The organism is Oligoflexus tunisiensis (assembly GCF_001748245.1).
Lineage (GTDB): Bacteria > Bdellovibrionota_B > Oligoflexia > Oligoflexales > Oligoflexaceae > Oligoflexus > Oligoflexus tunisiensis.
Map to the genome: position 1 here is coordinate 354,637 of NZ_BDFO01000001.1, position 24,430 is coordinate 379,066.

At 55.3% G+C, this 24,430-nt stretch carries 24 protein-coding genes; 11 read left to right on the forward strand and 13 right to left on the reverse strand.

The window, feature by feature from the left end; all coding sequences use genetic code 11:
• Window positions 1-113: 113 nt before the first annotated feature.
• Window positions 114-692: an Hsp20/alpha crystallin family protein gene (locus OLTU_RS01620; RefSeq protein WP_176736245.1), complete on the reverse strand. Its 579-nt coding sequence runs from the start codon at window positions 690-692 to the stop codon at window positions 114-116.
• A gap of 164 nt (window positions 693-856) precedes the next feature.
• On the opposite strand from OLTU_RS01620, the gene OLTU_RS01625 reads away from it, so the two are divergent.
• From OLTU_RS01625 to thrC, 7 genes are all read left to right on the forward strand, one after another.
• Window positions 857-1,792: a YHYH protein gene (locus tag OLTU_RS01625; protein WP_141731017.1), complete on the forward strand. Its 936-nt coding sequence runs from the start codon at window positions 857-859 to the stop codon at window positions 1,790-1,792.
• Entirely contained in the window at window positions 1,792-2,328 is a 537-nt protein-coding gene (locus OLTU_RS01630; RefSeq protein WP_141731018.1) for a toxin-antitoxin system YwqK family antitoxin, read from the forward strand. The genes OLTU_RS01625 and OLTU_RS01630 overlap by 1 nt, the downstream gene beginning before the upstream one ends.
• Window positions 2,304-2,963: an SCO family protein gene (locus OLTU_RS01635; protein WP_141731019.1), complete on the forward strand. Its 660-nt coding sequence runs from the start codon at window positions 2,304-2,306 to the stop codon at window positions 2,961-2,963. The genes OLTU_RS01630 and OLTU_RS01635 overlap by 25 nt, the downstream gene beginning before the upstream one ends.
• Window positions 2,964-3,054: 91 nt before the next feature.
• The gene (locus tag OLTU_RS01640) at window positions 3,055-3,903 is read left to right on the forward strand and encodes an enoyl-CoA hydratase-related protein (protein WP_141731020.1); all 849 of its coding nucleotides are present in this window, start codon (window positions 3,055-3,057) and stop codon (window positions 3,901-3,903) included.
• Between the two features lie 172 nt (window positions 3,904-4,075).
• On the forward strand, window positions 4,076-6,592 hold the full coding sequence (thrA, locus tag OLTU_RS01645; protein WP_176736246.1) for a bifunctional aspartate kinase/homoserine dehydrogenase I: 2,517 nt from the start codon (window positions 4,076-4,078) through the stop codon (window positions 6,590-6,592).
• On the forward strand, window positions 6,589-7,500 hold the full coding sequence (locus tag OLTU_RS01650) for a homoserine kinase (protein ID WP_141731022.1): 912 nt from the start codon (window positions 6,589-6,591) through the stop codon (window positions 7,498-7,500). The genes thrA and OLTU_RS01650 overlap by 4 nt, the downstream gene beginning before the upstream one ends.
• The gene (gene thrC, locus OLTU_RS01655; protein ID WP_141731023.1) at window positions 7,497-8,738 is read left to right on the forward strand and encodes a threonine synthase; all 1,242 of its coding nucleotides are present in this window, start codon (window positions 7,497-7,499) and stop codon (window positions 8,736-8,738) included. Before OLTU_RS01650 ends, thrC begins: the two co-directional genes overlap by 4 nt.
• A gap of 1 nt (window position 8,739) precedes the next feature.
• Here the strand turns inward: thrC and OLTU_RS01660 are convergent, their stop codons facing one another.
• Genes OLTU_RS01660 through OLTU_RS01670 form a run of 3 tightly spaced genes read right to left on the reverse strand, consistent with a single transcriptional unit; the run spans window position 8,740 to window position 11,617 of the window.
• Window positions 8,740-8,964: a hypothetical protein gene (locus OLTU_RS01660; protein WP_141731024.1), complete on the reverse strand. Its 225-nt coding sequence runs from the start codon at window positions 8,962-8,964 to the stop codon at window positions 8,740-8,742.
• 11 nt (window positions 8,965-8,975) lie between these two features.
• A complete protein-coding gene (locus tag OLTU_RS01665; protein ID WP_141731025.1) occupies window positions 8,976-9,155 on the reverse strand; it encodes a CPXCG motif-containing cysteine-rich protein in 180 nt (59 codons plus the stop codon).
• Window positions 9,156-9,175: 20 nt separating this feature from the next.
• Window positions 9,176-11,617: a leucine-rich repeat domain-containing protein gene (locus OLTU_RS01670; RefSeq protein WP_176736247.1), complete on the reverse strand. Its 2,442-nt coding sequence runs from the start codon at window positions 11,615-11,617 to the stop codon at window positions 9,176-9,178.
• 196 nt (window positions 11,618-11,813) lie between these two features.
• Here OLTU_RS01670 and OLTU_RS01675 point away from each other — a divergent pair, with 196 nt between their 5' ends.
• Window positions 11,814-12,635 carry a trypsin-like serine protease gene (locus OLTU_RS01675; RefSeq protein WP_176736248.1) on the forward strand — a complete coding sequence of 274 codons (822 nt, stop codon included), beginning with the start codon at window positions 11,814-11,816 and terminating at the stop codon, window positions 12,633-12,635.
• Between the two features lie 42 nt (window positions 12,636-12,677).
• Here the strand turns inward: OLTU_RS01675 and OLTU_RS01680 are convergent, their stop codons facing one another.
• The 6 genes from OLTU_RS01680 to OLTU_RS01700 form a co-directional block, all read right to left on the reverse strand.
• Window positions 12,678-13,961, reverse strand: a complete 1,284-nt coding sequence (locus OLTU_RS01680) for an adenylate/guanylate cyclase domain-containing protein (RefSeq protein ID WP_218109780.1) — start codon at window positions 13,959-13,961, stop codon at window positions 12,678-12,680.
• 80 nt (window positions 13,962-14,041) lie between these two features.
• Window positions 14,042-14,455 (reverse strand): transcription antitermination factor NusB, encoded by a 414-nt coding sequence (nusB, locus tag OLTU_RS01685; protein ID WP_141731028.1) that lies wholly within the window; start codon window positions 14,453-14,455, stop codon window positions 14,042-14,044.
• Window positions 14,456-14,469: 14 nt separating this feature from the next.
• On the reverse strand, window positions 14,470-14,901 hold the full coding sequence (ribH, locus tag OLTU_RS31725) for a 6,7-dimethyl-8-ribityllumazine synthase (protein WP_176736249.1): 432 nt from the start codon (window positions 14,899-14,901) through the stop codon (window positions 14,470-14,472).
• A 15-nt stretch (window positions 14,902-14,916) separates the two neighbouring features.
• On the reverse strand, window positions 14,917-16,062 hold the full coding sequence (gene ribB / locus OLTU_RS01690) for a 3,4-dihydroxy-2-butanone-4-phosphate synthase (protein ID WP_176736250.1): 1,146 nt from the start codon (window positions 16,060-16,062) through the stop codon (window positions 14,917-14,919).
• Window positions 16,063-16,201: 139 nt separating this feature from the next.
• A complete protein-coding gene (locus OLTU_RS01695) occupies window positions 16,202-16,753 on the reverse strand; it encodes a hypothetical protein (RefSeq protein WP_141731029.1) in 552 nt (183 codons plus the stop codon).
• Window positions 16,750-17,595, reverse strand: coding sequence for a TIGR02147 family protein (locus tag OLTU_RS01700; RefSeq protein WP_176736251.1), 846 nt, complete (start codon window positions 17,593-17,595; stop codon window positions 16,750-16,752). Before OLTU_RS01700 ends, OLTU_RS01695 begins: the two co-directional genes overlap by 4 nt.
• A 340-nt stretch (window positions 17,596-17,935) precedes the next feature.
• Between OLTU_RS01700 and OLTU_RS01705 the strand changes: the two genes are divergently transcribed.
• The 3 genes from OLTU_RS01705 (at window position 17,936) to OLTU_RS01715 (ending at window position 21,947) form a co-directional block, all read left to right on the forward strand.
• Entirely contained in the window at window positions 17,936-20,101 is a 2,166-nt protein-coding gene (locus tag OLTU_RS01705) for a beta-propeller domain-containing protein (RefSeq protein ID WP_141731031.1), read from the forward strand.
• 83 nt (window positions 20,102-20,184) lie between these two features.
• Window positions 20,185-21,444, forward strand: coding sequence for a M28 family metallopeptidase (locus OLTU_RS01710; RefSeq protein ID WP_141731032.1), 1,260 nt, complete (start codon window positions 20,185-20,187; stop codon window positions 21,442-21,444).
• A gap of 269 nt (window positions 21,445-21,713) precedes the next feature.
• Window positions 21,714-21,947: a hypothetical protein gene (locus tag OLTU_RS01715; protein WP_141731033.1), complete on the forward strand. Its 234-nt coding sequence runs from the start codon at window positions 21,714-21,716 to the stop codon at window positions 21,945-21,947.
• Between the two features lie 81 nt (window positions 21,948-22,028).
• On the opposite strand, the gene OLTU_RS01720 is transcribed toward OLTU_RS01715, so the two are convergent.
• From OLTU_RS01720 to glyA, 3 genes are read right to left on the reverse strand one after another with little or no spacing between them, the layout of a single operon-like run.
• Window positions 22,029-22,646 (reverse strand): riboflavin synthase, encoded by a 618-nt coding sequence (locus OLTU_RS01720; RefSeq protein WP_141731034.1) that lies wholly within the window; start codon window positions 22,644-22,646, stop codon window positions 22,029-22,031.
• A gap of 16 nt (window positions 22,647-22,662) precedes the next feature.
• On the reverse strand, window positions 22,663-23,154 hold the full coding sequence (gene nrdR / locus OLTU_RS01725; protein ID WP_141731035.1) for a transcriptional regulator NrdR: 492 nt from the start codon (window positions 23,152-23,154) through the stop codon (window positions 22,663-22,665).
• A 3-nt stretch (window positions 23,155-23,157) separates the two neighbouring features.
• Window positions 23,158-24,411 carry a serine hydroxymethyltransferase gene (gene glyA / locus OLTU_RS01730; protein WP_141731036.1) on the reverse strand — a complete coding sequence of 418 codons (1,254 nt, stop codon included), beginning with the start codon at window positions 24,409-24,411 and terminating at the stop codon, window positions 23,158-23,160.
• Window positions 24,412-24,430: the final 19 nt, after the last annotated feature.

Sequence of the window (24,430 nt, forward strand, 5' to 3'; positions counted from 1 at the left end):
AGAGCGCATCCTGTTATGGGATGCGCTCTTTGCATTTTTACCGGATAAAAAAACGGGAACAAAAAACCACCACCCCATGGCGGGATGGTGGTTCTGGACCTTGAGCAGGCAGATCAATGAGCGGCCGTGCTTTGCATCGGCTGGCTCTCATGACTCGACTTGACGTCGATCGTTTCCTTATCTTTTTTCGAGCCCAAACCGACGAGCTTGCCTAAAAGGCCACTGCGGCTCTCGCCGATCTTGATTTTATGCCGTTTGGCCTCAGCGGACTTTGGTATGGCCACAGTGAGAACACCGTTTTCGTACTGAGCCTCGACTTCATCAGTCTTGACACCCGCTGGCAGTGTGACCACTCGTTCGAACCTGCCGTAGCGCCGTTCCGAGAAGCGGGAACGACCTTCACCGTTCCTGCGTTCCTGCTTGCGTTCACCAGAAACCATCAGCTGCTGACCCTGGATTTCAATGTCGATATTGTCCTTGCCAAGTCCTGGCATATCAAAGCTCATGACAATATGATCATCGGTTTCCTCGATATCAACGGAAGGAAGAAATGTCCTGTTTTCCGTAGACACCGGAAGACCGGAAACCATTTCGTTCATCACATCGTCGAGCTGTCTTAGCAAAGGACGCCATGCGCCCAGCGATGCAAAGGGTCGATCCAATTCACGCCACATGTTTGGTAAGTTTGTCATACGCATGTCCTCCTTTCTCCTGACGTGGTTCAGGATTCATTCAGAACATTAAATTCAGTCGAAATCTTGTCAAGGGTCAACCCGGCAAATTCTTCCCATCAAGCTGTTCCACGAAGTTCCGAATGACCTTCATTGCGGTTTTTCTTTTTTAAAGGGACAGGTCCATGCGTCGATCCAATTATTTCGTTCCTCTCTTCGTTTCCGGCTTTCTTCTGTTTTCGGCCAAACTGCTCATCAGCTGTTCGGACGGCAAAGATGACGATGCGGCAAGCACCGCGAAAAAGGGTACCGGGACCGATACCGATACCGATACTGATACGGATACCGATACAGACACGAATTCCTGCACACTGACCGCCAATACCACAGAGGGGACCAAGAATAGTTACGGCTGCGCGGTGCTCACCCGTGATACGAGCTCATGCGAAGAATCACGGACCGCTCAAGGTTTGTCAGGTTACTGGCTGAAATTCTCCTGTCTGGTGACCTTGACCAAATCCGGTTCGAATGTTGTGATTTCCACGGATAGCCGTCCTGATACCACATCCCAGTACTACGCAACAACCGATGCCTGTTACGAAGCATTCTCAGCCTCGGGACGTAAGACCAATCCCAATAAGATCGCAGCCCAGACCATTAAAGTCACTGTGCCCATGACAGGAGCCAAGGCCGCTTCGACGACGACGATGACAGGGGCCACGATCGGTGTGGCCATTTCTGGAGTCAGCATTTTCGGCAACTTTGCGGCTCCCGGCGATGATATCTATGCTGAAGCGGAAACTTTTGACAAATGTGAAGGACATCCTCAAAACACAGGGAATTATCATTACCATACGGAACCCACCTCGATCACTCAGTCAGATTCCGCGTTCGTGGGCGTTATGCGTGATGGTCTTCCCATCTACGGCCGCCTCGATAGCGATGGTACGACACCCACTCTGGACTCTGCGGGCGGGCATACGGGTGTAACGGTTGATAGCCCCTCGACGCCGGTTTATCATTATCATGTGAACCTGCAAACCAACGGAACCGATTCCGCATATTTCGTCACCACGGGCGTTTATGCTGGAACCATCGGCACATGCACGGGCTGTAACTGATGTTAAGGAAGAGCCTCTGGCTGCTCATACCGCTGCTGGTCCTCTGGGGTCTTTCCTGCTTCGTCGTGAGGGAAGGACATCCTGATCTTACGGCCGTGGGCCTGGAACGTCACTGGCAAGGAAAGCCCTGGACAGGGGTGGTCATCGGCTTTCACGATAATTTGCAGCCCGCGCTGCTGGCCACCTATCGGCATGGTCAGCAGCATGGCTGGTTAATCACGTGGTATCCCAACGGTCAACGGGAACGCGAGCAGGGTTTCCGCCAGGGTCTGTATCACGGTGTCAGCCAGAGCTGGCATGAAACAGGACGCATCAGGACCTGGCGCTTCTATGTGAATGGTCTGGCCGATGGCGAGCAATGGGCCTGGGGTCCGGAAGGCCAGGTGCTGGAATACAATCTTTATCGGCTGGATCAGGAGCTTGCCCACAAAACCTGGACCTTTGATGGCAAGCCCTTTCATAACTACGTTTATCAGAACGGCGAAAAAGTCGGGATTATGGGAGAACCGTTTTGCAAGCGCAAAAAGCAGCTTTAATCTTGGCTCTGGCCTTTGGTTGTCACAATCAGGAATCAGCCACGGATGCAAAAGCCCGGAGTCGCGGGACCCTGATCGATCAGGTGAACGAGGCCGGGAAGGATGTTCCGTTCTTTACGCAGCATACCTTGAATCCGACCTGGGATGAATCCAGCGCCATCGTCCAGATGCCGGAAGCGGAATGGGTTGATCAAAACGGCGAAAAGCGACACGGGGATTTGTTTCGAGGCCGCACGACCGTGCTGGCTTTCATGTTCACATCCTGCAGCGGCTTTTGTCCTTTTGTTATCCAGGAACTGAAAAAAGTCGCGCGCGAAACGGCGGCTCAGGACGTGCAGTATGTAGTGTTTACTGTGGATCCTGAGTTCGATACACCGGAACGTTTGAAAACCTTTGCGACCGCGCATGGGGTGAATCAAAGAAATTGGTATTTCCTGCGAGGCTCGGCCGTTTACTCCTTGATCAAGGATACGCTGGTGAGTCAGGTGATGCAGAGACCCGTGGCCAATGGCCGTGATTTCGTACATGCCGGGCATTTCTATGTGCTCGATAGCCGCGGGCGTCTGCGCGGAATATTGAATGGAACCGGGATCAGCGTCTCCACACAGGCAAAGCAGTTGATCCAGCGTCTTTGATGACCCGTTTCCCACCCGCCGGGATGATCTTGACAGGTTGAAACCGTTGTAGTTGTATGCGTGCAACTGTTAACGGGCAATCGGAGGGATCATGGCAAGCGAATTGGCAGCTTATCTGCATTATACCCCACTCGAAAATAATGAAGGCACCGTCACCGAGGACCGCGTCGCGACCCTGATCATCAATCGACAGGAGGCCGCCAACTCCTTCAGTGGCGAGCTGCTGGTCCAGCTGAAACAACTGCTCGACTCCGTGCAGGCCGATGCCACCGTGCGGGCTCTTCTTTTGCAGGGCAGCGGCAAACACTTTTCCGCCGGCGCGGATCTGCGCTGGATGAAAGAGGCCGCGCAGCTCGATTACGCCGGCAATGTCCAGGAGGCCGAGAAACTGTCGGCCATGTTTGAAGCTCTGGCGAACCTGCGGGTGCCCACCATTGCCGTGGCCAAGGGGGCTGCGTTTGGAGGTGCGGTCGGCTTGATCGCTGCCTGTGACTATGCTGTGGCTCTTGATAGCGCCCGTTTTTGCCTGAGTGAGGTGAAGATCGGTCTGATGCCGGCCGTAATTCTGCCCTATCTTGGCCGCAGAATGGAACCCGGCACGCTGAAACGATTGATGCTGACGGCGCGTGTTTTCAGTGCTGAGGACGCTTTATCTGCCGGTCTTGTGCAGGCTGTGGTGTCGGCCGACACTGTGGAAACCTGGCTGCAGGATGAGCTCGGTCTGATTTTGAATGCGAGCCCGGAAGCGCAGGCAGCCTGCAAAACCCTTTATCAAACGGTGGAAGCCCGTTCATGGGCCCAGGGCCCTGAAACCGTCGCCGCCATCGCCCGCACCAGGGCCAGCAGCATGGGCCAGGCCGGGCTTGCCGCGTTCTTCGAGAAAACCAATCCGGCCTGGCTCAGACGAATCCCTCGCAGCGAGCGGGTTTTTGTCCCCTGATCCTGCATAATCTTCCGCGCTTCAGGCCCGGATGCCTTGTCCGGGCTACATTTTTTACCGTCGCCCGGCTTACCGAACCGCAGAAGTCTTGAAGTCCCTTCCCAAAGACCGTATCACAGGACATGATATTCCCAGGTCGAATCGATGGTGTCCAGTGCGAGGTAACGCAACTATGGGGTTTCAGGTTTTCAAGTTTGGTGGCACATCGCTTGCCAGTCCGGAATCATTGCAGAAGGTGCTTGGCATCATTGAAAATCACCGGGAAGGTCTTTGCACCGTGGTTTCCGCCAGCAGTGGCGTGACCGATAACCTCTACAAGCTCTATTACGGTGCCGTGCAGAATAGGCGTGATGAGGAAGCCACGCTTCTGCAACAAATTTCCGATCGGCATCGCCTGCTCGTGCAGGGGCTGATCCCGGCCGGAGCGGAGCAGGATCGCGTCTGGGCGACTGTCAAAACGCTGCTCGATGAAATTGCCCGCATCTGCGAAAGTCTCGCCATCCTGCGTGAACAGACGGCCAAAACCCTGTCCAAAACCGTAGTCTACGGGGAACGGCTGATGGCTCTCGTGGTGACCGAGGCTCTCAAAGCGCGCGGACAAAAGGTGGAGCGCATCGATTCGACCGAACTCATCAAGCTCACGCGCGAGAAGAGCGAGTACACACCGGATGATGCGGCCTCGCAGAAAGCCGTGCAGGAACATCTTAAAACAGCTTTGACCCGCGGTTCCATCGTCATCGTCCCTGGTTTTTTTGGAGAAGGACCGGAAGGCGAGGTCATGATCCTGGGTCGTGGTGGATCCGATTATTCCGCCACGCTGCTCGGCTCCTATCTGGAAGCGGACGCGGTTTATCTTTACAAGGAAGTGGATGGTCTGATGACCGCGGATCCGCGGCATGTGTTTGAGGCCCGGATCCTGCCGGAGCTGCATTATCGGGAGGCCACCGAACTCGCCTATTATGGGGCGAAGGTTCTGCATCCCCGGGCCATCATTCCGCTCGTGGCCCGGAAAATTCCTTTGATTGTGAAAAATACCTTTCTTCCTGATAAGCCAGGCACCCGCATCGCCGGCGATGTCGCGTCCGGCTCCTATCCGGTCAAGGCCCTGAGCTACATCGACAAGCAGGCGATGATTGCCGTGGAAGGCAAGGGCATGATGGGTGTGCCCGGCATGGCCTCGCGGGTCTTTGGAATTCTGGCTCAGGAAAATATTTCCATCTGTCTGATCACCCAGGCGTCCAGCGAAGCCAGCATTTGTTTTGTTGTTCCGGGCGAGCAGGGGGAGCTGGCCCGCAAGCTTTTGGAAAGCAGCTTTCGCTATGAAATCGACCGGCATCTGGTGGATGAAATCAAGCTGACCCCCAATATCGCGGTGCTCGCGGTGGTGGGCCTTGGCATGAGCGGAACGCCAGGCATTGCCGCGCGCGCCTTTTCCTGCATCGCCAAACAGAGCATCAACATCATCGCCATCGCCCAGGGTTCATCCGAGCTGAATATTTCCGTGGTGATTGAACAGCATCAGGCGGCCCGTGCGCTGCGCGCTCTGCATCATGAATACGGTCTTGAAAAGATCCGGCCGGTTCTGATTCGCGATCCCAGCGAAATTCGTCTGGCGATTTTTGGTCTTGGGCAAATCGGTCAGGTGCTGGTGCGTCAGCTGCAGGAGCAGAAGGATTATCTCGATCAGAAACTCAAACTGCGGGTGCCGATTATCGCCGCCGCGGATCGTTCGGGACTGCTCGTTTGCGACAAGGGCTTTTCCGCGGCGGAGTTGGAGGAGTTTTTGCAGAACAAGGGGCAGAAGAAAAAACTCTGTCCCGCGGGTGCCAGCTCCAGTCTTGAGGACCTCTGGCACGGGGCCTGGGATCGGAAAATTTTTATTGATCTGACCGCAACCGAGACAGCGCCAGTATTGAAAAAGGCTCTGCTGTCCGGCTTTCATGTGGTGCTGGCCAATAAAAAACCGCTGGCCATCCCTTACCCTGAATACAAGGAGCTGCGGGATATCGCGGCGGAAAAAAATCTTTCACTTCGTTATGAGGCCACGGTGGGAGCCGGCCTTCCCGTTCTCGACACCATCGACAAGCTGGAAGTCGCGGGCGATGAGGTGCTGGAAATCCTCGGCTGTCTGTCGGGAACATTGGGCTACCTCATGACCCAGATGGAGGACGGCATGCCCTTTTCTCAGGCTGTGCGAACGGCCTATGAATTGGGTTACACGGAACCCGACCCGCGGGATGATCTGTCCGGCCTTGATGTGGCGCGCAAGGCCCTGATCCTGGCCCGCACCATTGGTTTAACCCTGAACCTCGATGACATCAAACTCGAAGGCCTGTTTCCGGCGTCCTGCAGTCATGATGATCCCGAGGTCTTTTTGAAAAATCTCAAGCAGCTTGATCAGGCTTACAATGAACGCATCCGGGCCGCGCAGTCCCGTTCCGCCGTTCTGCGTTTTGTCGCACGCATCAGCCGCGAACAGGTCAGCGTCGGTATCGAGGAGCTGGATCAGAACAGTCCCTTCGGACGTCTGCGCGGTACGGACAATCAGGTGACGCTGAAAACCCAGCGTTATGCCAATAACCCTTTGATTGTGACCGGTCCCGGTGCGGGTGCGGAAGTCACTGCAGCCGGCGTTTTGAATGACATTATAACCATAGCCAGCAGCCAGGAACGGGGAGGACGGTCATGAGTGAATTTCGCGTTTTTGCACCAGCCACGATCGGAAACGTAGCCTCAGGGTTTGATGTTCTCGGTCTTGCCGTATCCGGCCTGGGTGATACGTTTGTGTTTGAAGAATCTGGGCACTATAGCATTGGGGTGCAGGGACGTGATGCGCGCCTCGTGCCTTTGGAGCCGGAGAAGAATACGGTGACCCTTGCGGCGGAAGCACTTTATTTGAGTCTTGGCATCACGCCCAAACGTTTTCATGTGACCCTGGAACGCGCCCTGCCTCTGGCCGGTGGCCTGGGTTCCAGTGCCGCTTCGAGTGTGGCCGGCGCGCTGGCGGCCGCGAAACTCGCGGGCGTGCTGGAACGCAAGGATTTGATTTTGAAGGCGGCGCTGGCGGCTGAGACGCATGTGGCCGGGCCGCATCTCGATAACATCGCACCCTGTTTACTGGGCGGTCTGACGCTGGTGCAGGATGTGGGTGATCTCCGTATTTATCCGGTACCGCTTCAGGCCAAATTCTGGATCACCCTGACCACTCCTCCTCTTCATATTCAGACCCGGGAGGCCCGTAAGGTTCTGCCGCAACAGCTGGATACTTCGCGCTGGACAAGGCAGATGGCGCATTGTACGACGCTGGCCCTCGCCCTGGCTCTTGGGGATCGGGAACAGATCGGCTTTGGTTTGAAGGATCCGTTTGCCGAGCCTGCCCGTGGCAATCTCATTCCGGGATTTTTTCAGGCCAAAGCCGTGGCCATGAACGCAGGCGCCTATGGTTTTTCCATCAGTGGCAGCGGACCCACCTGCTTTGCCCTGAGCGCCGACGAGGCCACAGCGCGCCGCGTGGGCGATGCCGTTCAGGAGATATTTGGAGCTCAGACTCTTGTTCATATCGCTGAACCCAATTTACAAGGAGCCAGCATCTTATGAGCCAGGCCCGCTTTGCCTGTCTTCAATGCCCGAAGACTTATGATTGGCTTGATCTGCGTTATGCCTGTGATTGCGGTGGACTTCTGGAAGTCAAGCATGACGATCCCGCTTTGCGAAAACTCCCGGAGCTGGCTGAGCAGCGCTTGACCTCGCGCAAACCCTTTGATCGCAGTGGGGTCTGGCGTTTTCGTGAAGCGGTGCTGCCGCTGCCGGAATCCATGATTGTCACGCAGCCTGAAGGGCAGACGCCCATTTATCAAAGTGCGGCTCTGAATCAGTGGGCCGGCCACAGCCGCCTCAGTTTAAAGCATGAGGGCGAAAATCCCAGCGGCTCCTTCAAGGATCGTGGCATGACCGCGGCGGTTTCGATGGCCAAACGCCTCGGCATGCCGGTGGTGGCCTGCGCTTCGACGGGGAATACCAGCTCCTCGCTGGCCGCCTATGCCGCCCGCGCGGGACTGAAGGCCATCGTTTTTCTGCCGGCTGGAAAAGTCAGTCAGGGAAAGATGGCCCAGACTCTGGGTTATGGCGCCAAAGGCCTGGCGATTCGTGGTGATTTCGATGATGCGATGCAGATCGTGCGGGACCTCGCCGCCGCGGGCCGTGTTTATATGGTGAATTCCCTCAATCCGCATCGCATCGAAGGGCAAAAGACGATCATTTGGGAAATGCTGCAGGATCGCAACTGGGAGGCGCCCGACTGGATCGTGGTGCCGGGTGGCAACCTCGGCAATACCAGTGCGTTCGGCAAGGCGATTGACGAGGCTTATGCCTGGGGCTGGATTCAAAAGAAACCGCGGCTGGCCACCATTCAGGCCGAAGGAGCCAATCCCTTCTTCCGCAGCTACAGCCGGGACTTCGCCAGTCTGGAACCCATCACCGCAGAGACCGTTGCCACCGCCATTCGCATCGGCCATCCTGTGAATTATCCGCGTGCCGTGAAGGCGATTCTCAGCACCAACGGAGTCGTGACCGACGTCACCGATGCGGAAATCATGGCCGCGAAACTTGCCATCGATCATGCCGGTATCGGCTGTGAACCGGCGAGTGCGGCGACGCTGGCAGGCGTCAGAAAACTGGTGAAAAAGGCTGTGATCAGTGCGGATGAGGATGTGGTTCTGGTTCTGACCGGTCACATGCTGAAGGATCCGGATGCCATCCTGAAAAACGGGACGCTCGATTGCACGGAGATCGATGCGAAGGCCGAGGCCATCAGTCGCGCTCTGGATAGTTTGTGAGTCAACGTCTGAGCGCGCTCACGATGCCATAGATGGAAAGGAAGATCAGGATCAGTACGGTGAGAAGGGGACTGGCGATCAGGATGACGCCGACGAGGAGTATCCCGAGTCCCATCGCCAGAATTCCACCGAGAATCAAAACGGTCATCTGCAGAACTTTGCGAGTGCCGCTGACATTCTCCTCGCTGAGCCAGAGTTTGATGTTTTCCGCCCAGGAGCTCATCACGTCTCCCTTCCTCAGCTGCGCAGGGCCTGCACTTTCACCTGCCCCGTGCGTCCGATCCGATAGACCAGCATGATGGGACGGCAGCAGACCTGGCAGTCTTCAATGTAGTTGGTCGAACCGGAGGATAGATCAAAGAACGTCACAAAGACTTCGCCACACCAGGGACACTGCACATTCACCGGTTCTTCCATCCACGACCTCCTGACCCGATTCAACGGACGGATACGGGTTCCTCCGTACCTTGAGCCCGTGCCGAGTTCGGGAAAATAATGGGTCCATTCTGCGAAAAGTTCAACCATTCGAAACGACAGGCCGTGGGTTTGTTGGGTATGGGACAGACCTGTTCCTTGAGCGGATTGTTGATAACCTCGAGATACTCAAGCTTCGGCAGAGCCTTGAGGGGCGCGATATCCTCAATGAGGTTGTCATTCAGAATCACGACCTTGAGCGAGGTGAAGGGCAAAAGATCCTGAACACTGGTGAGTGAATTTCGGGTCAGGTTGATTTCAATCAGACTGGGCAGATTGCGCATGCCCTGCAGATTTTTGAGGCCTCCGCCTTTGCCATTCTGCAAAACGATGCGCTTCAAAGCTGGCAGATCCGCCAGACCTTCCAGATTGCTCAAGGGGTTGTCGCTGAGATCCAGATATTCAAGACCCGGCAATCCGGCGAGACCTTGAATCGATTCGAGTTGATTGTTTTCAAGGTTCAGCCGGGTCAGCTCGGTCAGCTGCGAAAGATCCGGCAGAGTCGTGAGCGCGTTGTTGGACAACGACAGGTTTTCCAGGCTGGGCAGTGTCGGCAGAGTGATCTCATTCATTTTCGAGTTGTCGGCAATCTCCAGATAATGAGTCTTCGGAAGGGGGAAAGGCAGCGTGACACCTGTGAGAGCGGCGTTGGCAAAAATCGAGGCCTCCTCCACGACCGGCCAGTTGCCTGCTTTCACATCACCCTGAAGGTCCGAATCGTACACAAAAATCCGTTTCATGCGTGGCGCGTCGCCCGGCAGTGCCGTTAGGCCTGTCACTTCCAGAAGATCCAGCGATTCCAATTCGCTCCACCGTTCCGGGAAATTCCTTAAGGCCACCCGATTCAGAAACAGGGTCTGCACCTGAGTCAGCGGCGCAAGGTCGATGGCCTCCTGCATTTTCAAAGTATCCAGCCGCAGCTCCTGCAGCTTCACGTTGGTGAAGTCGGGAAGAACGGGCAGATCAAGGTAAGCCAGATCCAAAACCTTCAAATTCTTCAGGCGGCTCAAACCGCTGAAATCCAGCGGCGCGCCTGGATTCTGCAGGCGCAGATGCTCCAGCAGCGGAAAGGCGGCCAGGTGCAAGGGCGTGGCCGCACGACGTGGCTGACGCTCGGCCACCACGTTGTCGATGATCGTGAGACGCTTCAGGCCGCTGAATGCCTCCAGGGGGCTGAGATCCTGAATCGCATGATCGGAAAGCGTGATTTCCTCGACGCCCATGTCGGCGAGCACGCGCAAGGGCCTGATATCCTCAAGACGCGCGCTATCAATAAAGGTCGAAGGATCAAATCCACCGATATCGAGCTTGCGTTGTTCCGTCAACATTTTTCGCAGCCAGACTTCGGCGATTTCGCAGCTTTCAAAAATTTCCCGCGCGCCGGCGACATCCCCGCTCTGAATGCGATAGTCGCTGACAATGCGGATCAGACGCTGCACGGTGAACCAGGATGGGTCCTCGTGGTTGTTGTAGAGGCACCAGCCTTGAAAGTCTGTGGGTTCGTCGGACAGGGTTTCCAGCTCACCGACCGGCAGCCTGGGATTGACGGAGGCATCATAGGTCAACTGAACCCCGGAGCTGTTTTCCATCCATTCCACAAAGTCGCCGACGAAATTATAGATGGCCTCTCCGGTATCACAGATCGTCTCCAGCTGTTCAGGCACAAGAATGCGATCCCAGCCCATGAAGTCACCAGCCAGATACCATTGCCCATTGCGTTGAACGTAAGCCGGGCCACCCGAATCACCAAAGCAGGGACCATGATCCGGACGTGGGCCGATGACGATAAGATTGAAGAGACGCCCGTGGTTGACGAACTCCCGCACATGGGTGTCGACATAAAGAAGTTTTCCACCCTGACAGGTGGGATCATCGAAGGGACACTGGGAAGCCGTCCGTCCATAGCCGGCGATTGTGAGAGGCGTCTGCGGCGTTAGAGCATCCGGTTGATGCCAGATTTCCACCGGACGGTAACCTGGGGGCAGCCCACCTGCAAAACGCACCCAGGCGATGTCAAAGTTCGATTCAAATTTCTGAAACTTCTTGAAGGTCTCCAGCGCTTCCGGGTCCCGGCGAACGGCTGAGTCCTTTTTGGTTTCGAGTCCGAACAGGATCTGAAAGTCCTGAGGCCTTTTATCAAAGACACAGTGGGCCGCGGTGACAATCAGGTTCTCAGCCACCACGGTTCCTGAACAGAAATGATCCTGAGAATTTTTATCCACAAGGGCCACAGCACTCGAGGAAGCCGGATGATCCGCCCCAGGAATGCTTCCGTTCACCATGCGCAAGGCTGAGCTGACTTCATCCGTGTCGCGATCACACATGAGGAGAAACGCAGGGATGAGCAGGATGAACGAACCAAACAAACCGTGAATGATGGGGCGTTGGCGTATTTTTTTTAACATAGGCTGGGACTCCCTCCGTGCAGACTTCTTTCGTGCGCAGTGCATGCTTCGTGCCATGAGAAACGTGGGGATCAGCCTAAGTTCAGTCAAGGATTTATTTTTTATCCTGGCCAGCCGGCAAGTATTCTCGTTTACAGACACCTGCTTTGAGACTATGTTCATCGCAGATTCACTTGATTTCACGAAGGGAGATTCCATGCGCAATCGAGTTGGCAAAATGCTGCAAAGTCTGACTTTGGCTCTCGTCTGCACATTCCACGTGACAGCTTGCGATCGAGCGGACGATCCCAGCTCATTGAAACTGACGAATGCCATTGAGATTGACAGTGCGGCTTTTCCCGCAGTTGTTCAGCTTATGACGAAGAGCGAGAACAATTCGCGCTTTTGCACCGGCTTCTTCGTTAATGAATATCAGGTTTTGACTGCAGCCCATTGTGTGAAGGATCTGGCACCGGAGCAGCCTGATCTGTATCTCGTGTCCGGAGGAAATGAAACGTCCGCAGACCGAGCCGCGAAGGCCCTTCGTTATTATGTGCACGACGACTTTGAGCGTGGACAGGGACAGCTGGCGAACCCCTACGATATCGCTGTGGTTGAGTTTCCAGCCGGCACCGCGCTGGACACCCTGCGTCTCAGTCGCCATGCTCCGCGCGAGAACGATGCGGTGATCCTGGTCGGTTATGGTTCGGATCAAAATGTCGCGGGAATGGCCTCGCATGCCTCGGGCACCACCACAGGCGCCAAGCGTTATGGTCAGAATTCCATCAAGGGTTGCGGTGACGGCATTCTGAGTGTTGTGGGCGTGGCCAGGACCAGGCCGGGCCTGCAGAAGGGCCAGTACGTGGCAACCGCCCAGGGGGATTCCGGTGGTCCCATTCTGATGAATACCGAAGTGGTGGGCATGATGGTGGCGGTTGATGTTCGTCAAGGGGGAGCCGGTCAGGTTTCCAGCATTTCGTATGCGATTGACCTCAGCAGTCCATCGAGTCGCGAATTTTTGAATCGTGTTTTGGATTAATGGATGCAGCCCAGGCCGACCACCTGGGTTTTTCAAAGCAGGCTAGCTGACCTGAGGAAGCCCCTTGGACTCTTCTGATGAAGGAAGCCTATAAAGCCAGGTCCGCGTGTGACCCACCCCTTTCAGGGAAATGGAACCACGCTCGATCAGAGGAAATTTGCCTTTGATGAGTTGATAGGTGGCATCCGAAATCTGAATCTGGTTGACGAGGCCGTGGCTTTCCATGCGACTGGCCAGATTCACCGTATCACCCCAGAGATCATAGATAAATTTTTTCAGCCCAATGACGCCGGCGATCACCGGACCCGAGTTGATGCCGATGCGTATCATCAGAGGGCCGCCGGTTGGCGTTACGGATTTTTCGATGTAGGTGAGCATGGCGATCGCCAGATTCATCACTGCCTCGGCATGGTCAGGCCGCGCATGGGGAATGCCGCCTGCCACCATATAGGCATCACCGATCGTTTTGATCTTTTCGAGTCCATGCTCGTGGGTCAGCTGATCAAACTTTGTGAAAATTTCGTTGAGATAATTCACCAGCTCCCGGGGTGCCAGCCGATGGGAAATATCTGAAAAGTTGACAATATCCGCAAAGAGCACCGTGACCGATTCAAAGCCGTCGGCAATCTCCTCATTGCTGTCCATCAGGCGCTGGGCGATGCTGCCAGGCAGTATGTTCAAGAGCAATGCCTCAGAACGCGCCTTTTCCTGAGCGAGGGCCGAGGCGATCCGTTCGGAATGAATGAGAAACCAGCCGATAAAAACCATGACGGTCGCATAGGTGCTGATGAGGACCTGCATCGTGAAAATGTTGGTAAAGGTCCTGTCCAACGCCGGTCCCACGATGGGCCGATCCGGTAAATAGAGTTCCATGCCGATGAGCAGAACACAGCCGATCACGCCGTAAACCACGGCCAGCCAGCGATAGCGCTTGGGATGGATGATGATGACGCCACAGGCGAGAAGCGGCAGGTAAAGATGAAAATTCATCGCCTTGCCGAACGCGATCCCCGACAGAAGCAGGTTGATAAATGAGGTCATGATAGCCTGAAAATTGGCGATCACGATATGCCCGCGGCGGGTCCAGTAAAGACAGGTGATAAAGGAGAGTAGCATTAAGGAGGCGCCCGCCATCCCGTAACGGGAAATGGGGTGGGACCAGAAATAATAGAGAGGCAAATAACTGAAGGCGATCGCCGATCCGCAGAAGAGGATGACGACGGAACGAATATATTCCGATCGTTCGTCTTTGTCCGAATGATCGGGAATAAACAATTCCGCGCTCTTGAGCACGGTATTTTTGAGTCTGCTCCAATCGCGGAACACCGGGAATCCTTCCTGCAAGTCTTATCTTCATTTTAACAGCTGGGTTTCATGAAAAGACCAGGCAGAAATTGCAGGACCGGTTACTTTTGGGCGAGTTTATCCAGAATGCCGTTCACAAACGCACCGGAATTCTCGGTGCTGTATTTTTTGGCCAATTCAATGGCCTCATTGATCACGACTTTTTTCGGCGTGTCCGTGAACAGAAGTTCATAGGCCGCGAGACGCAGCACGCAGCGATCAATGACCGGCATGCGGGCGAGAGTCCAATTTTCCGAGACGGCTTCAATCTTTTCATTGAGCACGCTCAGGTTATCAAAAATCCCCTCGACCAGCCGGCGGAAGTAAGCCGTGTGTTCCCGCTCGACTCCAAAATCGCTGGCAAAGCGATCGAAGTGGTTGGCTGAAAAGAAGAACAGCTTTTCGATTTCGCACTGATACAGGAACTGGACAGCCCATTCCCGTGATTGTGCATTGGGGTGGTGTTCACGTTGCACCGGAAGACTCCGTATCAATCAAATTGTTTGAGCGTTTTTACCATGGTGATGGCCGTCAGGGCCGCCTCGGCGCCCTTGTTGCCAAGTTTCAATCCCGCCCGATTCAGAGCCTGCTCGACCGTATTGGTGGTCAGGACACCGAAAATCGTCGGGATCCCGGTTTCAATCCCGATATTCATCAGACCGGACGCACAGGGTCCGGCGACATATTCAAAGTGTGGCGTCTCGCCTCGGATGACCGCGCCCAGGCAGACGATGCTTGCATAGCGCTTGCTGCGGGCGGCCCTGGCTGCGGCCACGGGAATTTCAAAGGCGCCTGGAACCCAGACGACATCGACCGTATCGGCGAGGCCCTGTTCCTGGTAGACCGACAGGGCGGATTCGACCAGGGATTTGGTGATGAGTTCATTGAAGCGGGCCGCGACGATGAGATGACGAAGATTCATGACCAGGTTCCTTCCTTAAACCGACTTATGAATGATGGAGTTCTCGACGATTTCCAGACCAAAACCCGACAGGCCTTTGAGCACCATGGGGGAACTCGTGTGAGCCCGCAGCCGCTTGATGCCCAGGGCGCGAATGATCTGCGCTCCGGTTCCATGCAAACGAAGATCCATCTTGCGGGTGCTGGTCCCGTCATCGGCGGTGTTCTGATAATCCGCGGCCATCTGCTTCAGCTCATCCTGCCACGAGGTCTGGGGATGATTAAGATAGATCAGGGCCGCCTTGTCCTGCTGAGCCAGGAGATCCAAACCATGCTGCAGGCGGAAACCTGACCCTGTTTTGCGATCGGCAAAGACATCGAGCAGATGGTGCTGGCTATGCACGCGCACGTCGACCACACTGTTTTCAAAATCCTTGCCCTTGATCAGAGCCAGGTGCTCCAGTCCATCGACCGTGTTGCGATACAGCACGGCTTCACAGTTGCCGCCGATGGTGCGGATGGTTTCGCGAGCGACTTCTTCAACCATCGATTCGTGCATCAGGCGATACTGAATCAAATCGGCAATCGCGACGATCGGGAGTTTATGTTTTTCGGCGAAGATTTCGAGATCCGGCATGCGGGCCATGGTGCCATCATCGTTCATGATCTCGCAGATGACGCCGGCGCCTTTCAGGCCTGAAAGTCGGGCAAGATCCACGGAACCTTCCGTGTGACCGGCACGTTCGAGGACTCCACCCGGACGGGCTCGCAAGGGAAAGATATGACCGGGGACAACGATATCACCGGGGCTGCAGCGATCATCAATGGCGACTTTAATGGTGTGCGCGCGATCCGCAGCAGATATGCCGGTGGAAACACCCTCGCGGGCTTCAATGCTGACGGTAAAGGCTGTGCCCTGATCGGGGAAACGCTTGCTGCCATCGGCCATCATCGGCAGTTTCAGATGATCCACGATGCGCGGTTCCAACGTGAGGCAGATCAGACCTCGGGCTTCCTTGGCCATGAAGTTGATATTGCGGGGTGTAACACATTCGGCGGCTAAAACCAGGTCTCCTTCGTTCTCGCGGTCTTCATCATCGACCATAATCACCATCCCGCCCTGTTTAATGACGTCGATGGCTTTGCGTACTCTGGCGATCAGCTTATCCTGGTCTATCTGCATGGCGATACCCTTTATCCGAGGCTGAACGAAGGAAAATGTGGCTTTTCAAAGATCATTTATGTGCGACAAAATAGCATTGCTTGTCCGTTGGTCGCATCCTAGCCCAGATTCCCCGCCCTGTCCATGAAAAGTCGAGGGTTTAACGCCGGTTCCAGCTTTCCTCCGCCGCCGTTGAAGTGGTCAGTTTCATGCTGATCACCTTGCCGCCCACCAGGGTCCAGACCAGCTGCGTGCCGTTATCAAGAGTTACGCTGCGTTGCAGACTTGCGTCAGCCAAAGTCTCCGTTTTGACCTCGCTGCAAGTCACCTGTGGGGCCATAGGCAAGGCCTGGATGGCATAAGTGCCGACCGTTGGTGCCGGCGTGATCACAAAGATGGTGGAGCCGTCGAGACGGGTCACCGTTTTGCGGCCGTCCGTTTCAGGAGTGACCTTAAATCCTGTGGTGTTCGTACTGTTCATGAATGTGCCTTCGATCGTCTCCGCAAAAGGTGACGCGCAGGCGGCGATGAATGAAGTCGAAAGAATGTAATTTGTAGCGCTGTCCTCAGCAGCCTCCGGGGCTGAAGTCGGTGCGCCGTTCCCCGTGGTGCTGCCTTGGGTGACCTTTTCCTCAGGTGCCACGCCGTTGCCCACTTCGGTTCCGCAGTGGCAAAGAAGAAGGCCAAGAGCAATGGGAAGAACGCGCTTCATGTGTCGGACCCCTTGGTCTGAGGAAACATTTGCAGGTTGAGCTGCACCACAGCCTTTTCCTGGGTGGGTTGATTCTGTTCGAGCGCCCACTGATGGAGTTCCTTGCGAAAACTCTTGAGCCGGGCCTTCAATTCCGGAAGGGCGGTTTCCGGCAACTGAAAAATCAGGGCCCCATATTCCCGCTGATCGAGCGGCAGATCCTCCAGGGCTTCGATCGCCTGCTCCAGGATCCGTCGATGAAAGGTGCGGATCGCAAGGCTTTTCACTTCATCACTGGTAATGACGATATCATCCTTCACCTCGAACTGCCCGTCGGGGCGCTTCTGGATGAAGCCTTTCTTCTTGAGAAAATTCAGAGCCGCCACGATCTCTTTCAGTTCGATGCGACCGTTCAGGCGCCGCTGAATCCAATAGGGATCATCACGGAAACCATTGAGAAGGGCCATCTCGCGGATCACAGGATAAATCCAATGACTCAGATACTCCACGGCATCCGAATCCAGCTCATAGCGCCTTGAGGAAGGCATGAGACGCTTTAACTTCTCGTAAAAAGCCGCACGTTCCTCATCACTGTCCGCCTGGTTCATGGCGACCAGACAGCGGAAATATTCCGCCGGGCCTCCGGTCAGACCCAAAGCCTGAATGAATTTTTCCATGGACGGACCACTGATATTGCGCTGACCATCGATCACCAGTTTCAAAACATTCGGGGCGCTGAAGCCGGCGGCCTGGGAAAACTGGCGAAAACTATAGCCGCGTTTGCTGTCCTTGCGAAACTGATAGTAGTCCGCAAGGAAGAGGCGGTAGTTGGTATATCCATAGATGCTGGGTCCCTGATACATGCTGGGAGTCCTTCGCTGTTCCCTTGTATTCTCGGCAGAATTTGATTTTTCCCTGAGAAAAAAATTAATCCATAATGTCCGGGGATTGGAGGCCAAACCGTATTCCCGCAAGTAACGCATTGATTTATCGTCAAAAACTGTCCTTTTGTATTCCCGCCGGGCGTCCTTTCCGTGTGCCCTGGTTGGGCCTCGTAATTATATCGAGGGTTTTGCAAAAATTTTGTATTCAACGCGCGACCTGTTTTGGAATACGCCGGAATACGGAATTTGGGGTTTTCGCCTTCTGTAAAACGGCATTTTGACCGTAAAGTCTTCATCGTGGCAACCTGAGGAGACGAACATGTTTCGAGGTCTTTCCATTCAAAAAATTGGCTTGGGAATCAGTCTGTTAGGGCTGGCAGGCTGTGGAATTTTCGGCAAGTCCGATCGCAAGGATCAAACCTTTGGACCGGATTATGTGACCAATGCGCGCCTGGAGGCTCAGCGCATGGCCCTGCTCCAGCCGGAACTGCGGCAGGGGATGGCCCTTTATGAAAACTGTGAGGTGCTCGCCGCTGATTTGAATGAATCAGTGCAGCAACGTTGGGTGCAGCAAAGAGCCAGCATCAGCGATAGCGTGGCCTCGATGCTGATCAATATCGATAACAATACCCGGGGTGATATCGCCACAACCGATGCGGCGACTCCGACCGCAGCTCCGGAAGCCGCTGCAGACAACAGCGCGGGCAGTGCGGACACCCTGACCAATGTTCAGGAAGCGGGCGTGGACGAAGCGGATCGTTACCGCATCGGTCGCGATCAAATCTATGTTCACAGCTTCGGAAAAATCCAGGTCATCGACCGCAGCAGTCTGCAAATGCAGGGAACTGTGGATGTTGCGTCCTGGTATAGTCCCCAGTTCTTCACGAAGGATGATCGTCTGATCGTCGTCGGGCCAGCCGTCCGCGATCCGAACGAGGATCCGGTCAAACCCATTCCGGCCGGTGGTCCCGAGATCGGCACCGCCGACATGCCGATGCCCTTCCCAGGCTATGGTTATAGCAATAAGGTGAAGATCGCTGTCTATTCCACCGCGCCCGGTCAGCTGCCGACTCTGGTTTCCGAATCCACAGTGGACGGACAATATCTCGATAGCCGATTGGTGCAGAATCAGCTCGTGCTCGTCATCCGTGATCAGATCGCCATGGAAACCACGCCGGTGACGCTCGAGGATTTCGCCGACGAGCTTTGGTATTCCGACGCCCGCGCCCGCGAATTTTTCTCGTCCGTGTGGGCCAACAGCCAACGCGATACCGCGATCAAGGTGGAAGGTGAAGCCCTGAACGGCATTCCCTGTCAGAACTATGTGAAACGGAAAATGGCCGACTGGGATCGCGGCATCTCCAAGGTCCTGACCCTGGACACAGCGAATCCTCAGGCTGCCGCTCAAAATTTGGGCGTGATCGGCCAGGGTGGGGAAATCTATATGACCACCGATTCGCTCTATCTTCTGAAAACCAAGGTGGAATGGTTTGAGGAACGCTGGGGTGGCCGTGCCTGGGTTGGGGCAGCCGATGAAAAACTTTTAATCCAGCAGATCGGTTTTGATGGTGCCACAGGAGCGTTGAATCCTCTGGCTGATGGTGAAGTGAAGGGCCGGATCAAGGACCGCTGGGCTCTGCATGGCATGAATGGGGGCCAGAACCTCGTCGTAGCCAGCACCACCGGTGCAACCTGGGGCACGGGTGAGCAGGCCGCCCAGAATCATCTGACCGTCTTGGAACGTGATGCCGCCACCCAGCGTCTTGTGGTGAGTGGCAGCGTGGAAAATTTTGGAACGAATGAAGACATCCGCTCGGTGCGGTATGTGGGCAACATCGCCTATGTGGTTACCTTCCGACAAACGGATCCCCTGTTTGCGATTGATATTGCCGATCCCAACGCACCGAAAATGCTGAGTGGACTGAAAATTCCCGGCTTCTCCACCTATATGCATCCTTTGGCTTCGGGTCGCCTTTTGGGTGTTGGATTTGATGCCTTTTCAACCGGACAGGTGCAAGGGATCCAGGTCTCGCTCTTTGATACCAGTGATCCCACGGCCATGAACCGCCTCGATGTGAAAACCTATGGCAACCGCGGATCGAGTTCGGATGTCACTCAGGATCATCACGCCTTCTTCTTTGACAGCGCCAGCGGCCTCGTCGGCATTCCCTTGGTGGAACGCCTGGATTATGGCAGCGTGAAATTCAGTGGCGCTCAACTCCTGTTCTTTGATGGCAATACGCTGGTCGATCGCGGTCGTGTGACCCATCGGGAGCTGATTCCTGGCTACTGCCAGTCGCAGATGGCCTATGGCGGTTCCTCGCTCGATATCAACCGGCTCTATCGTGTGGATGATCGCCTGATTACTCTTTCACCCTATGGCCTGAAAGCCTATAGCCTGACCGACTTTGCCAGCCCGGCCGCTACGGTGGCGTTTACGGTGCCGGTGGGCGAGTGCCAGGCGAGTTATCCGATGCCTCTTTGAATGAATGAACCGCCCGGCAAGCATTTCCCGTCGCCTCTGCTCTATGATGTGATAAACATCGACAACGGCATGAGGGACGGGTTATGAACCTTAGGCAGTTACTGCAGAGTCTTACCAGCATCGTGGCGGCTTTTTCCAGTGGCACCTGTCTCTGTGCTGGTTACTTCGCTCTGGCTCCGCTCAGTGAATCCTCTCAGATCAAACAGTGGGTGGAGCAGCATCCCGGCAGCTGGTGGGTGGAAGGCGAGGATCGCATTCTCGTCAGCCTGCAACGCTGGGATGGGCAGGATACGCCAGGCGGCTCACGGACAACCATAATCGAAGCCACACCGGGTCCGAGTGTGGTTTATTTTTTTCAGGGAGCGGGTCCTTTGCCGGCCCAGAGCCGTGAACTCATTCGCGGGGGACGGACGCGGGTGATTGAAAGTCCCCGCGCCATCGCCATGGCTGATGGTCCTCATCATCGTCTGCGGCCCCTGCAGCCGAATGTCCGCCTTGTGCAAAAATTGCCCTTTGATCCCGAAGCCGGGGAACCCATTCTTTCCCTGCGCGCGGCCCTGGATGCTGACGCCTGGCGGAGCGAGGTGGAGGAAATCAGCCGCTTCTCCCGCTATACCTATGGTTCGGAAATTGATGCGGCCCGGACATTTCTCAGCAGCCGTCTGCGGTCCATTCCCGGTCTTCAGGTTGAGGAGTCGACGTTCACGACAGCCCGAGGCCTGGCGACCAATGTGATCGCCACGCTGCCAGGCCGCTCGCGCCCTGATGAAGTTTATGTGGTCGGTGCCCATTACGACAGCACCAGCGAAAGACCGTTTGAGCTGGCACCCGGGGCCGAGGATAACGCCTCCGGCACAGCCGGGCTTTTGACTCTGGCCCGTCTCTTTGCTGAGCAGCCGCCGGAAGCCACACTTATTTTCATCGCTTTTTCCGGTGAGGAGCAGGGTTTGCTCGGCAGCCGCGCCTGGCTTAAAAACTGGCTGGCGGACGGCCGCACGCAACAGATTCATGGCGTCTTTATCATGGACATGATCGGCTATAGCGGGGACGGGGAGCTGGACTGTCTCCTGGAAACGTCGCCGGCGAGTCAGCCTTTTCTGAGCCAGATCCAGGCCGCGCATAAGGATGCTGAACTGGTTCTGACCTCAAGTCTCGACTATTGGGGGTCGGATCACGTCCCCTTTCTGGATAACAGGATTCCCGCCGTCCTCTTCATAGAGAACGATTATCTGGACTATCCCGCGTATCACCGCAGTACGGATACGGTCGACAAAATCCATCCCCAGCTGGGCCCGAAAATACTTGGTCTGGTCGCGCAGACAATAGGCAGCCTGGCCTATTAGAAAATTTTTAGGGCGGAACCATCAATTGGGATTTGGAAAAAAGTGTGACCTGGCTCTTGAAATACCAGGAGCATAAAAGGTCAAACATCTCTCTGGTCAGGAGCTAAAGGCCGGAGACCGTCCGTCAAAGTCGGTATAAAAATATATTTATTCGAATTTCTTTCGTGGCGAACTCGCGAGTAACACGAGATTATGATGGTCTGAGAAATGACAGTGAACGTTTTTCAGAAAGTGATTAACACTAAGTTTTGAGAACGAGAGAGGCAAGTATGTTGAAGAAAGTCGCTATGTTCGCCGTTGTTCTTGGCCTGGCCGCTCCTGCTATGGCTAACGAAGAAGTTTCCAAGGAAAAAACCGAAGAAGCTGCTCCCAAGACCAAGGAAGCTAAGAAATCCAAAAGCAAAAACAAGAAAAAAGCTGCTGCCAATCAAGCTACTGAGAAAGCTGCACCTGCTGAAGCTGCACATTCTGATGCTGATATGGACGCTCCCGAAGCTCCCTAATCGCTTTTTGGAAAATTCAGGAAGGCCGCCCTTAAGGTAGGCCTGAGTGTTTGAAGGTCTGTCGCCACTGACAGACCTTCTTTATTTGCCGGAAAGATGCGGCAGAGCCATGCGCTCGATATACTTGCCGACCATATCCACCTCGACATTCACCAGAATCCCCGGTGCCCAGGTCTGCACGTTGGTATTTTCGATCGTTGCGGGAATCAGGGTCAGGCGAATCAGGGAGGCCTTGGCTTCATCCTTGACTTCGTTCACGGTCAGGCTAATGCCATCAAGCGCGATGGATCCCTTGGGGATCACATAACGGGCCAGATCCAGCGGCAGCGCCACCCAAATATTCCAGCCACCGGGCAGCTGATCGATCGAACGAACCGTGGCCACGGCATCCACATGTCCGGCCACCATATGCCCACCCAGTCGATCCCCGGCCCGCAGCGCGCGTTCGAGGTTGACAAGAGAAGCCGTTTTCAATTGGCTCAGGCTGGTTTTGGACAAAGTCTCGTGACTGACATCAAACGACATCGTCGTTTCCGAGCGACGGGTTACGGTCAGGCAGCAGCCATTGACGGCGATGCTGTCGCCGAGTTTTTCCGCATACACGTCCGCTTCGGGAATCGTCAGCGTCAGAACCTTGTAGCCAGCCCGTTCCTCGATACTCTGGATGCGACCCACCTGTTCCACGAGTCCGGTAAACATGGCTCTTCCTTATGTTTTAATTGGTCGGAGGATTGTTCCCCGGAGTCGGGGTTTCCCGATTGGTTTTGAGGCCGCGCAGTTCGCGAACAAACTCCTCGGGATCCTTGAAGTCCTTGTAGATGGAGGCGAAACGCACGTAAGCCACATGATCGGTCTGGCGAAGCTTTTTCATCACCAGATCACCGATCTTGCTGCTTTGAATGACCCGGTCCCCCTCGGAACGCAGCTGAGCTTCGATGGCCGTGACCATGGCTTCGATCTGATCCATCGAAATCTGCCGCTTGCGACAGGCCATGGTAATGGCGCGAATGATTTTTTCCCGGCTGAATTCATCGAAGGAGCCATCCTTCTTTTTCACCTGGAGGATCAGCTCCTCCTCCTTTTCATAGGTGGTGAAACGATGATGGCATTTCAAACACGCACGACGACGCCGGATACTGCGGCCGTCCACGCTTACGCGGCTCTCCAGTACCTTGGTATCCAGGTAATCGCACTTGGGGCACTTCAAGTTTCAGCCCTTCCATTGAGGATAGAGCGGGAAGCGCCGGCTGAGTTGCTTTACGTCCTCACCGATGGACTTCAGTTTGGCGTCATCCTTGAAGTGATCAAAGGTGTCACGAACCCAGCTGGCGATCTGCTGCATTTCCGCTGCACCCATGCCCCGCGAGGTCAAAGCCGGGGTTCCCATGCGCACGCCGCTGGTCACAAACGGACTGCGGTTTTCGTTCGGCACGGTGTTTTTGTTCACTGTAATATGAACCTTGCCGAGCGCATCTTCCATATTCTTGCCGCTGAGCTCCGTCTTCGAGAAGTCGAGCAGCATCAGGTGATTGTCCGTGCCGCCGGACACCAGCTTGAAGCCTTTGCCCACCAGCGCATCGGCCAGAACCTTGGCGTTGGTGCGGATGTTTTTTTGATATTCCTTGAACGAAGGCTGCAGAGCTTCCAGGAAGCTGACGGCCTTGGCGGCGATCACATGCTCCAGGGGACCACCCTGGATGCCGGGAAACACAGCCTTATTGAAATTCAATTTCTCATCGTTCCAAAGAATCAAACCCCCGCGCGGTCCCCGCAACGTTTTATGGGTGGTGGTCGTCACCACGTGCGCGTAAGGCACGGGGCTGGGATGTTCACCAGCCGCCACCAGACCAGCGATGTGAGCCATATCCACAAAGAGATAGGCGCCGACTGAATCGGCGATTTCACGGAAGAGACCAAAATCAATCAAACGCGCATAGGCACTGGCCCCGGCGATGATCATTTTGGGTTTCACTTCCTTGGCTTTCGCCGCGATCATATCGTAGTTGAGGCGCTCGGTTTCGGGATCGACACCGTAAAAATGCGACTCATAAATGCTGCCGGAGAAATTGACTTTGGAGCCATGAGTCAGGTGACCTCCGTGCGAGAGGTCCATGCCGAGCACCTTGTCGCCGGGCTGCAGAAGAGCCAGGAACACAGCGGCGTTGGCCTGAGCTCCGGAGTGAGGTTGAACGTTGGCATAAGTCGCGCCGAACAGTTTTTTCGCTCGCTCGATGGCCAGCGTTTCGATTTGATCCACGATTTCACAGCCACCATAATAGCGCTTGCCGGGCAGACCTTCGGCATACTTGTTCGTGAGTATGCTGCCCATGGTGGCGATCACCTCAGCGGAAGCGAAGTTTTCCGAAGCGATCAGCTCCAGACCCTCTTCCTGGCGTTTGAGTTCCGCTTCGATGAGACGGTAGATTTCCGGATCGTGGCTTTGCAGTGAAGACCAGGGTTTCATGGGGCCGTCCTTGTGTGGA

Excerpts from the sequence above, each read along its gene's own strand:
- ribB (WP_176736250.1), bottom strand. The coding sequence starts at position 16,062 with ATGCAGATAGACCAGGATAAGCTGATCGCCAGAGTACGCAAAGCCATC.
- OLTU_RS01675 (WP_176736248.1), top strand. The coding sequence starts at position 11,814 with ATGCGCAATCGAGTTGGCAAAATGCTGCAAAGTCTGACTTTGGCTCTC.
- OLTU_RS01625 (WP_141731017.1), top strand. The coding sequence starts at position 857 with ATGCGTCGATCCAATTATTTCGTTCCTCTCTTCGTTTCCGGCTTTCTT.
- OLTU_RS01630 (WP_141731018.1), top strand. The coding sequence starts at position 1,792 with ATGTTAAGGAAGAGCCTCTGGCTGCTCATACCGCTGCTGGTCCTCTGG.
- thrC (WP_141731023.1), top strand. The coding sequence starts at position 7,497 with ATGAGCCAGGCCCGCTTTGCCTGTCTTCAATGCCCGAAGACTTATGAT.
- OLTU_RS01710 (WP_141731032.1), top strand. The coding sequence starts at position 20,185 with ATGAACCTTAGGCAGTTACTGCAGAGTCTTACCAGCATCGTGGCGGCT.
- OLTU_RS01695 (WP_141731029.1), bottom strand. The coding sequence starts at position 16,753 with ATGAAGCGCGTTCTTCCCATTGCTCTTGGCCTTCTTCTTTGCCACTGC.
- OLTU_RS01705 (WP_141731031.1), top strand. The coding sequence starts at position 17,936 with ATGTTTCGAGGTCTTTCCATTCAAAAAATTGGCTTGGGAATCAGTCTG.
- OLTU_RS01665 (WP_141731025.1), bottom strand. The coding sequence starts at position 9,155 with ATGGAAGAACCGGTGAATGTGCAGTGTCCCTGGTGTGGCGAAGTCTTT.
- ribH (WP_176736249.1), bottom strand. The coding sequence starts at position 14,901 with ATGAATCTTCGTCATCTCATCGTCGCGGCCCGCTTCAATGAACTCATC.
- OLTU_RS01640 (WP_141731020.1), top strand. The coding sequence starts at position 3,055 with ATGGCAAGCGAATTGGCAGCTTATCTGCATTATACCCCACTCGAAAAT.
- OLTU_RS01650 (WP_141731022.1), top strand. The coding sequence starts at position 6,589 with ATGAGTGAATTTCGCGTTTTTGCACCAGCCACGATCGGAAACGTAGCC.
- OLTU_RS01670 (WP_176736247.1), bottom strand. The coding sequence starts at position 11,617 with ATGTTAAAAAAAATACGCCAACGCCCCATCATTCACGGTTTGTTTGGT.
- OLTU_RS01700 (WP_176736251.1), bottom strand. The coding sequence starts at position 17,595 with ATGTATCAGGGACCCAGCATCTATGGATATACCAACTACCGCCTCTTC.
- OLTU_RS01715 (WP_141731033.1), top strand. The coding sequence starts at position 21,714 with ATGTTGAAGAAAGTCGCTATGTTCGCCGTTGTTCTTGGCCTGGCCGCT.
- OLTU_RS01720 (WP_141731034.1), bottom strand. The coding sequence starts at position 22,646 with ATGTTTACCGGACTCGTGGAACAGGTGGGTCGCATCCAGAGTATCGAG.
- glyA (WP_141731036.1), bottom strand. The coding sequence starts at position 24,411 with ATGAAACCCTGGTCTTCACTGCAAAGCCACGATCCGGAAATCTACCGT.
- thrA (WP_176736246.1), top strand. The coding sequence starts at position 4,076 with ATGGGGTTTCAGGTTTTCAAGTTTGGTGGCACATCGCTTGCCAGTCCG.
- OLTU_RS01620 (WP_176736245.1), bottom strand. The coding sequence starts at position 692 with ATGACAAACTTACCAAACATGTGGCGTGAATTGGATCGACCCTTTGCA.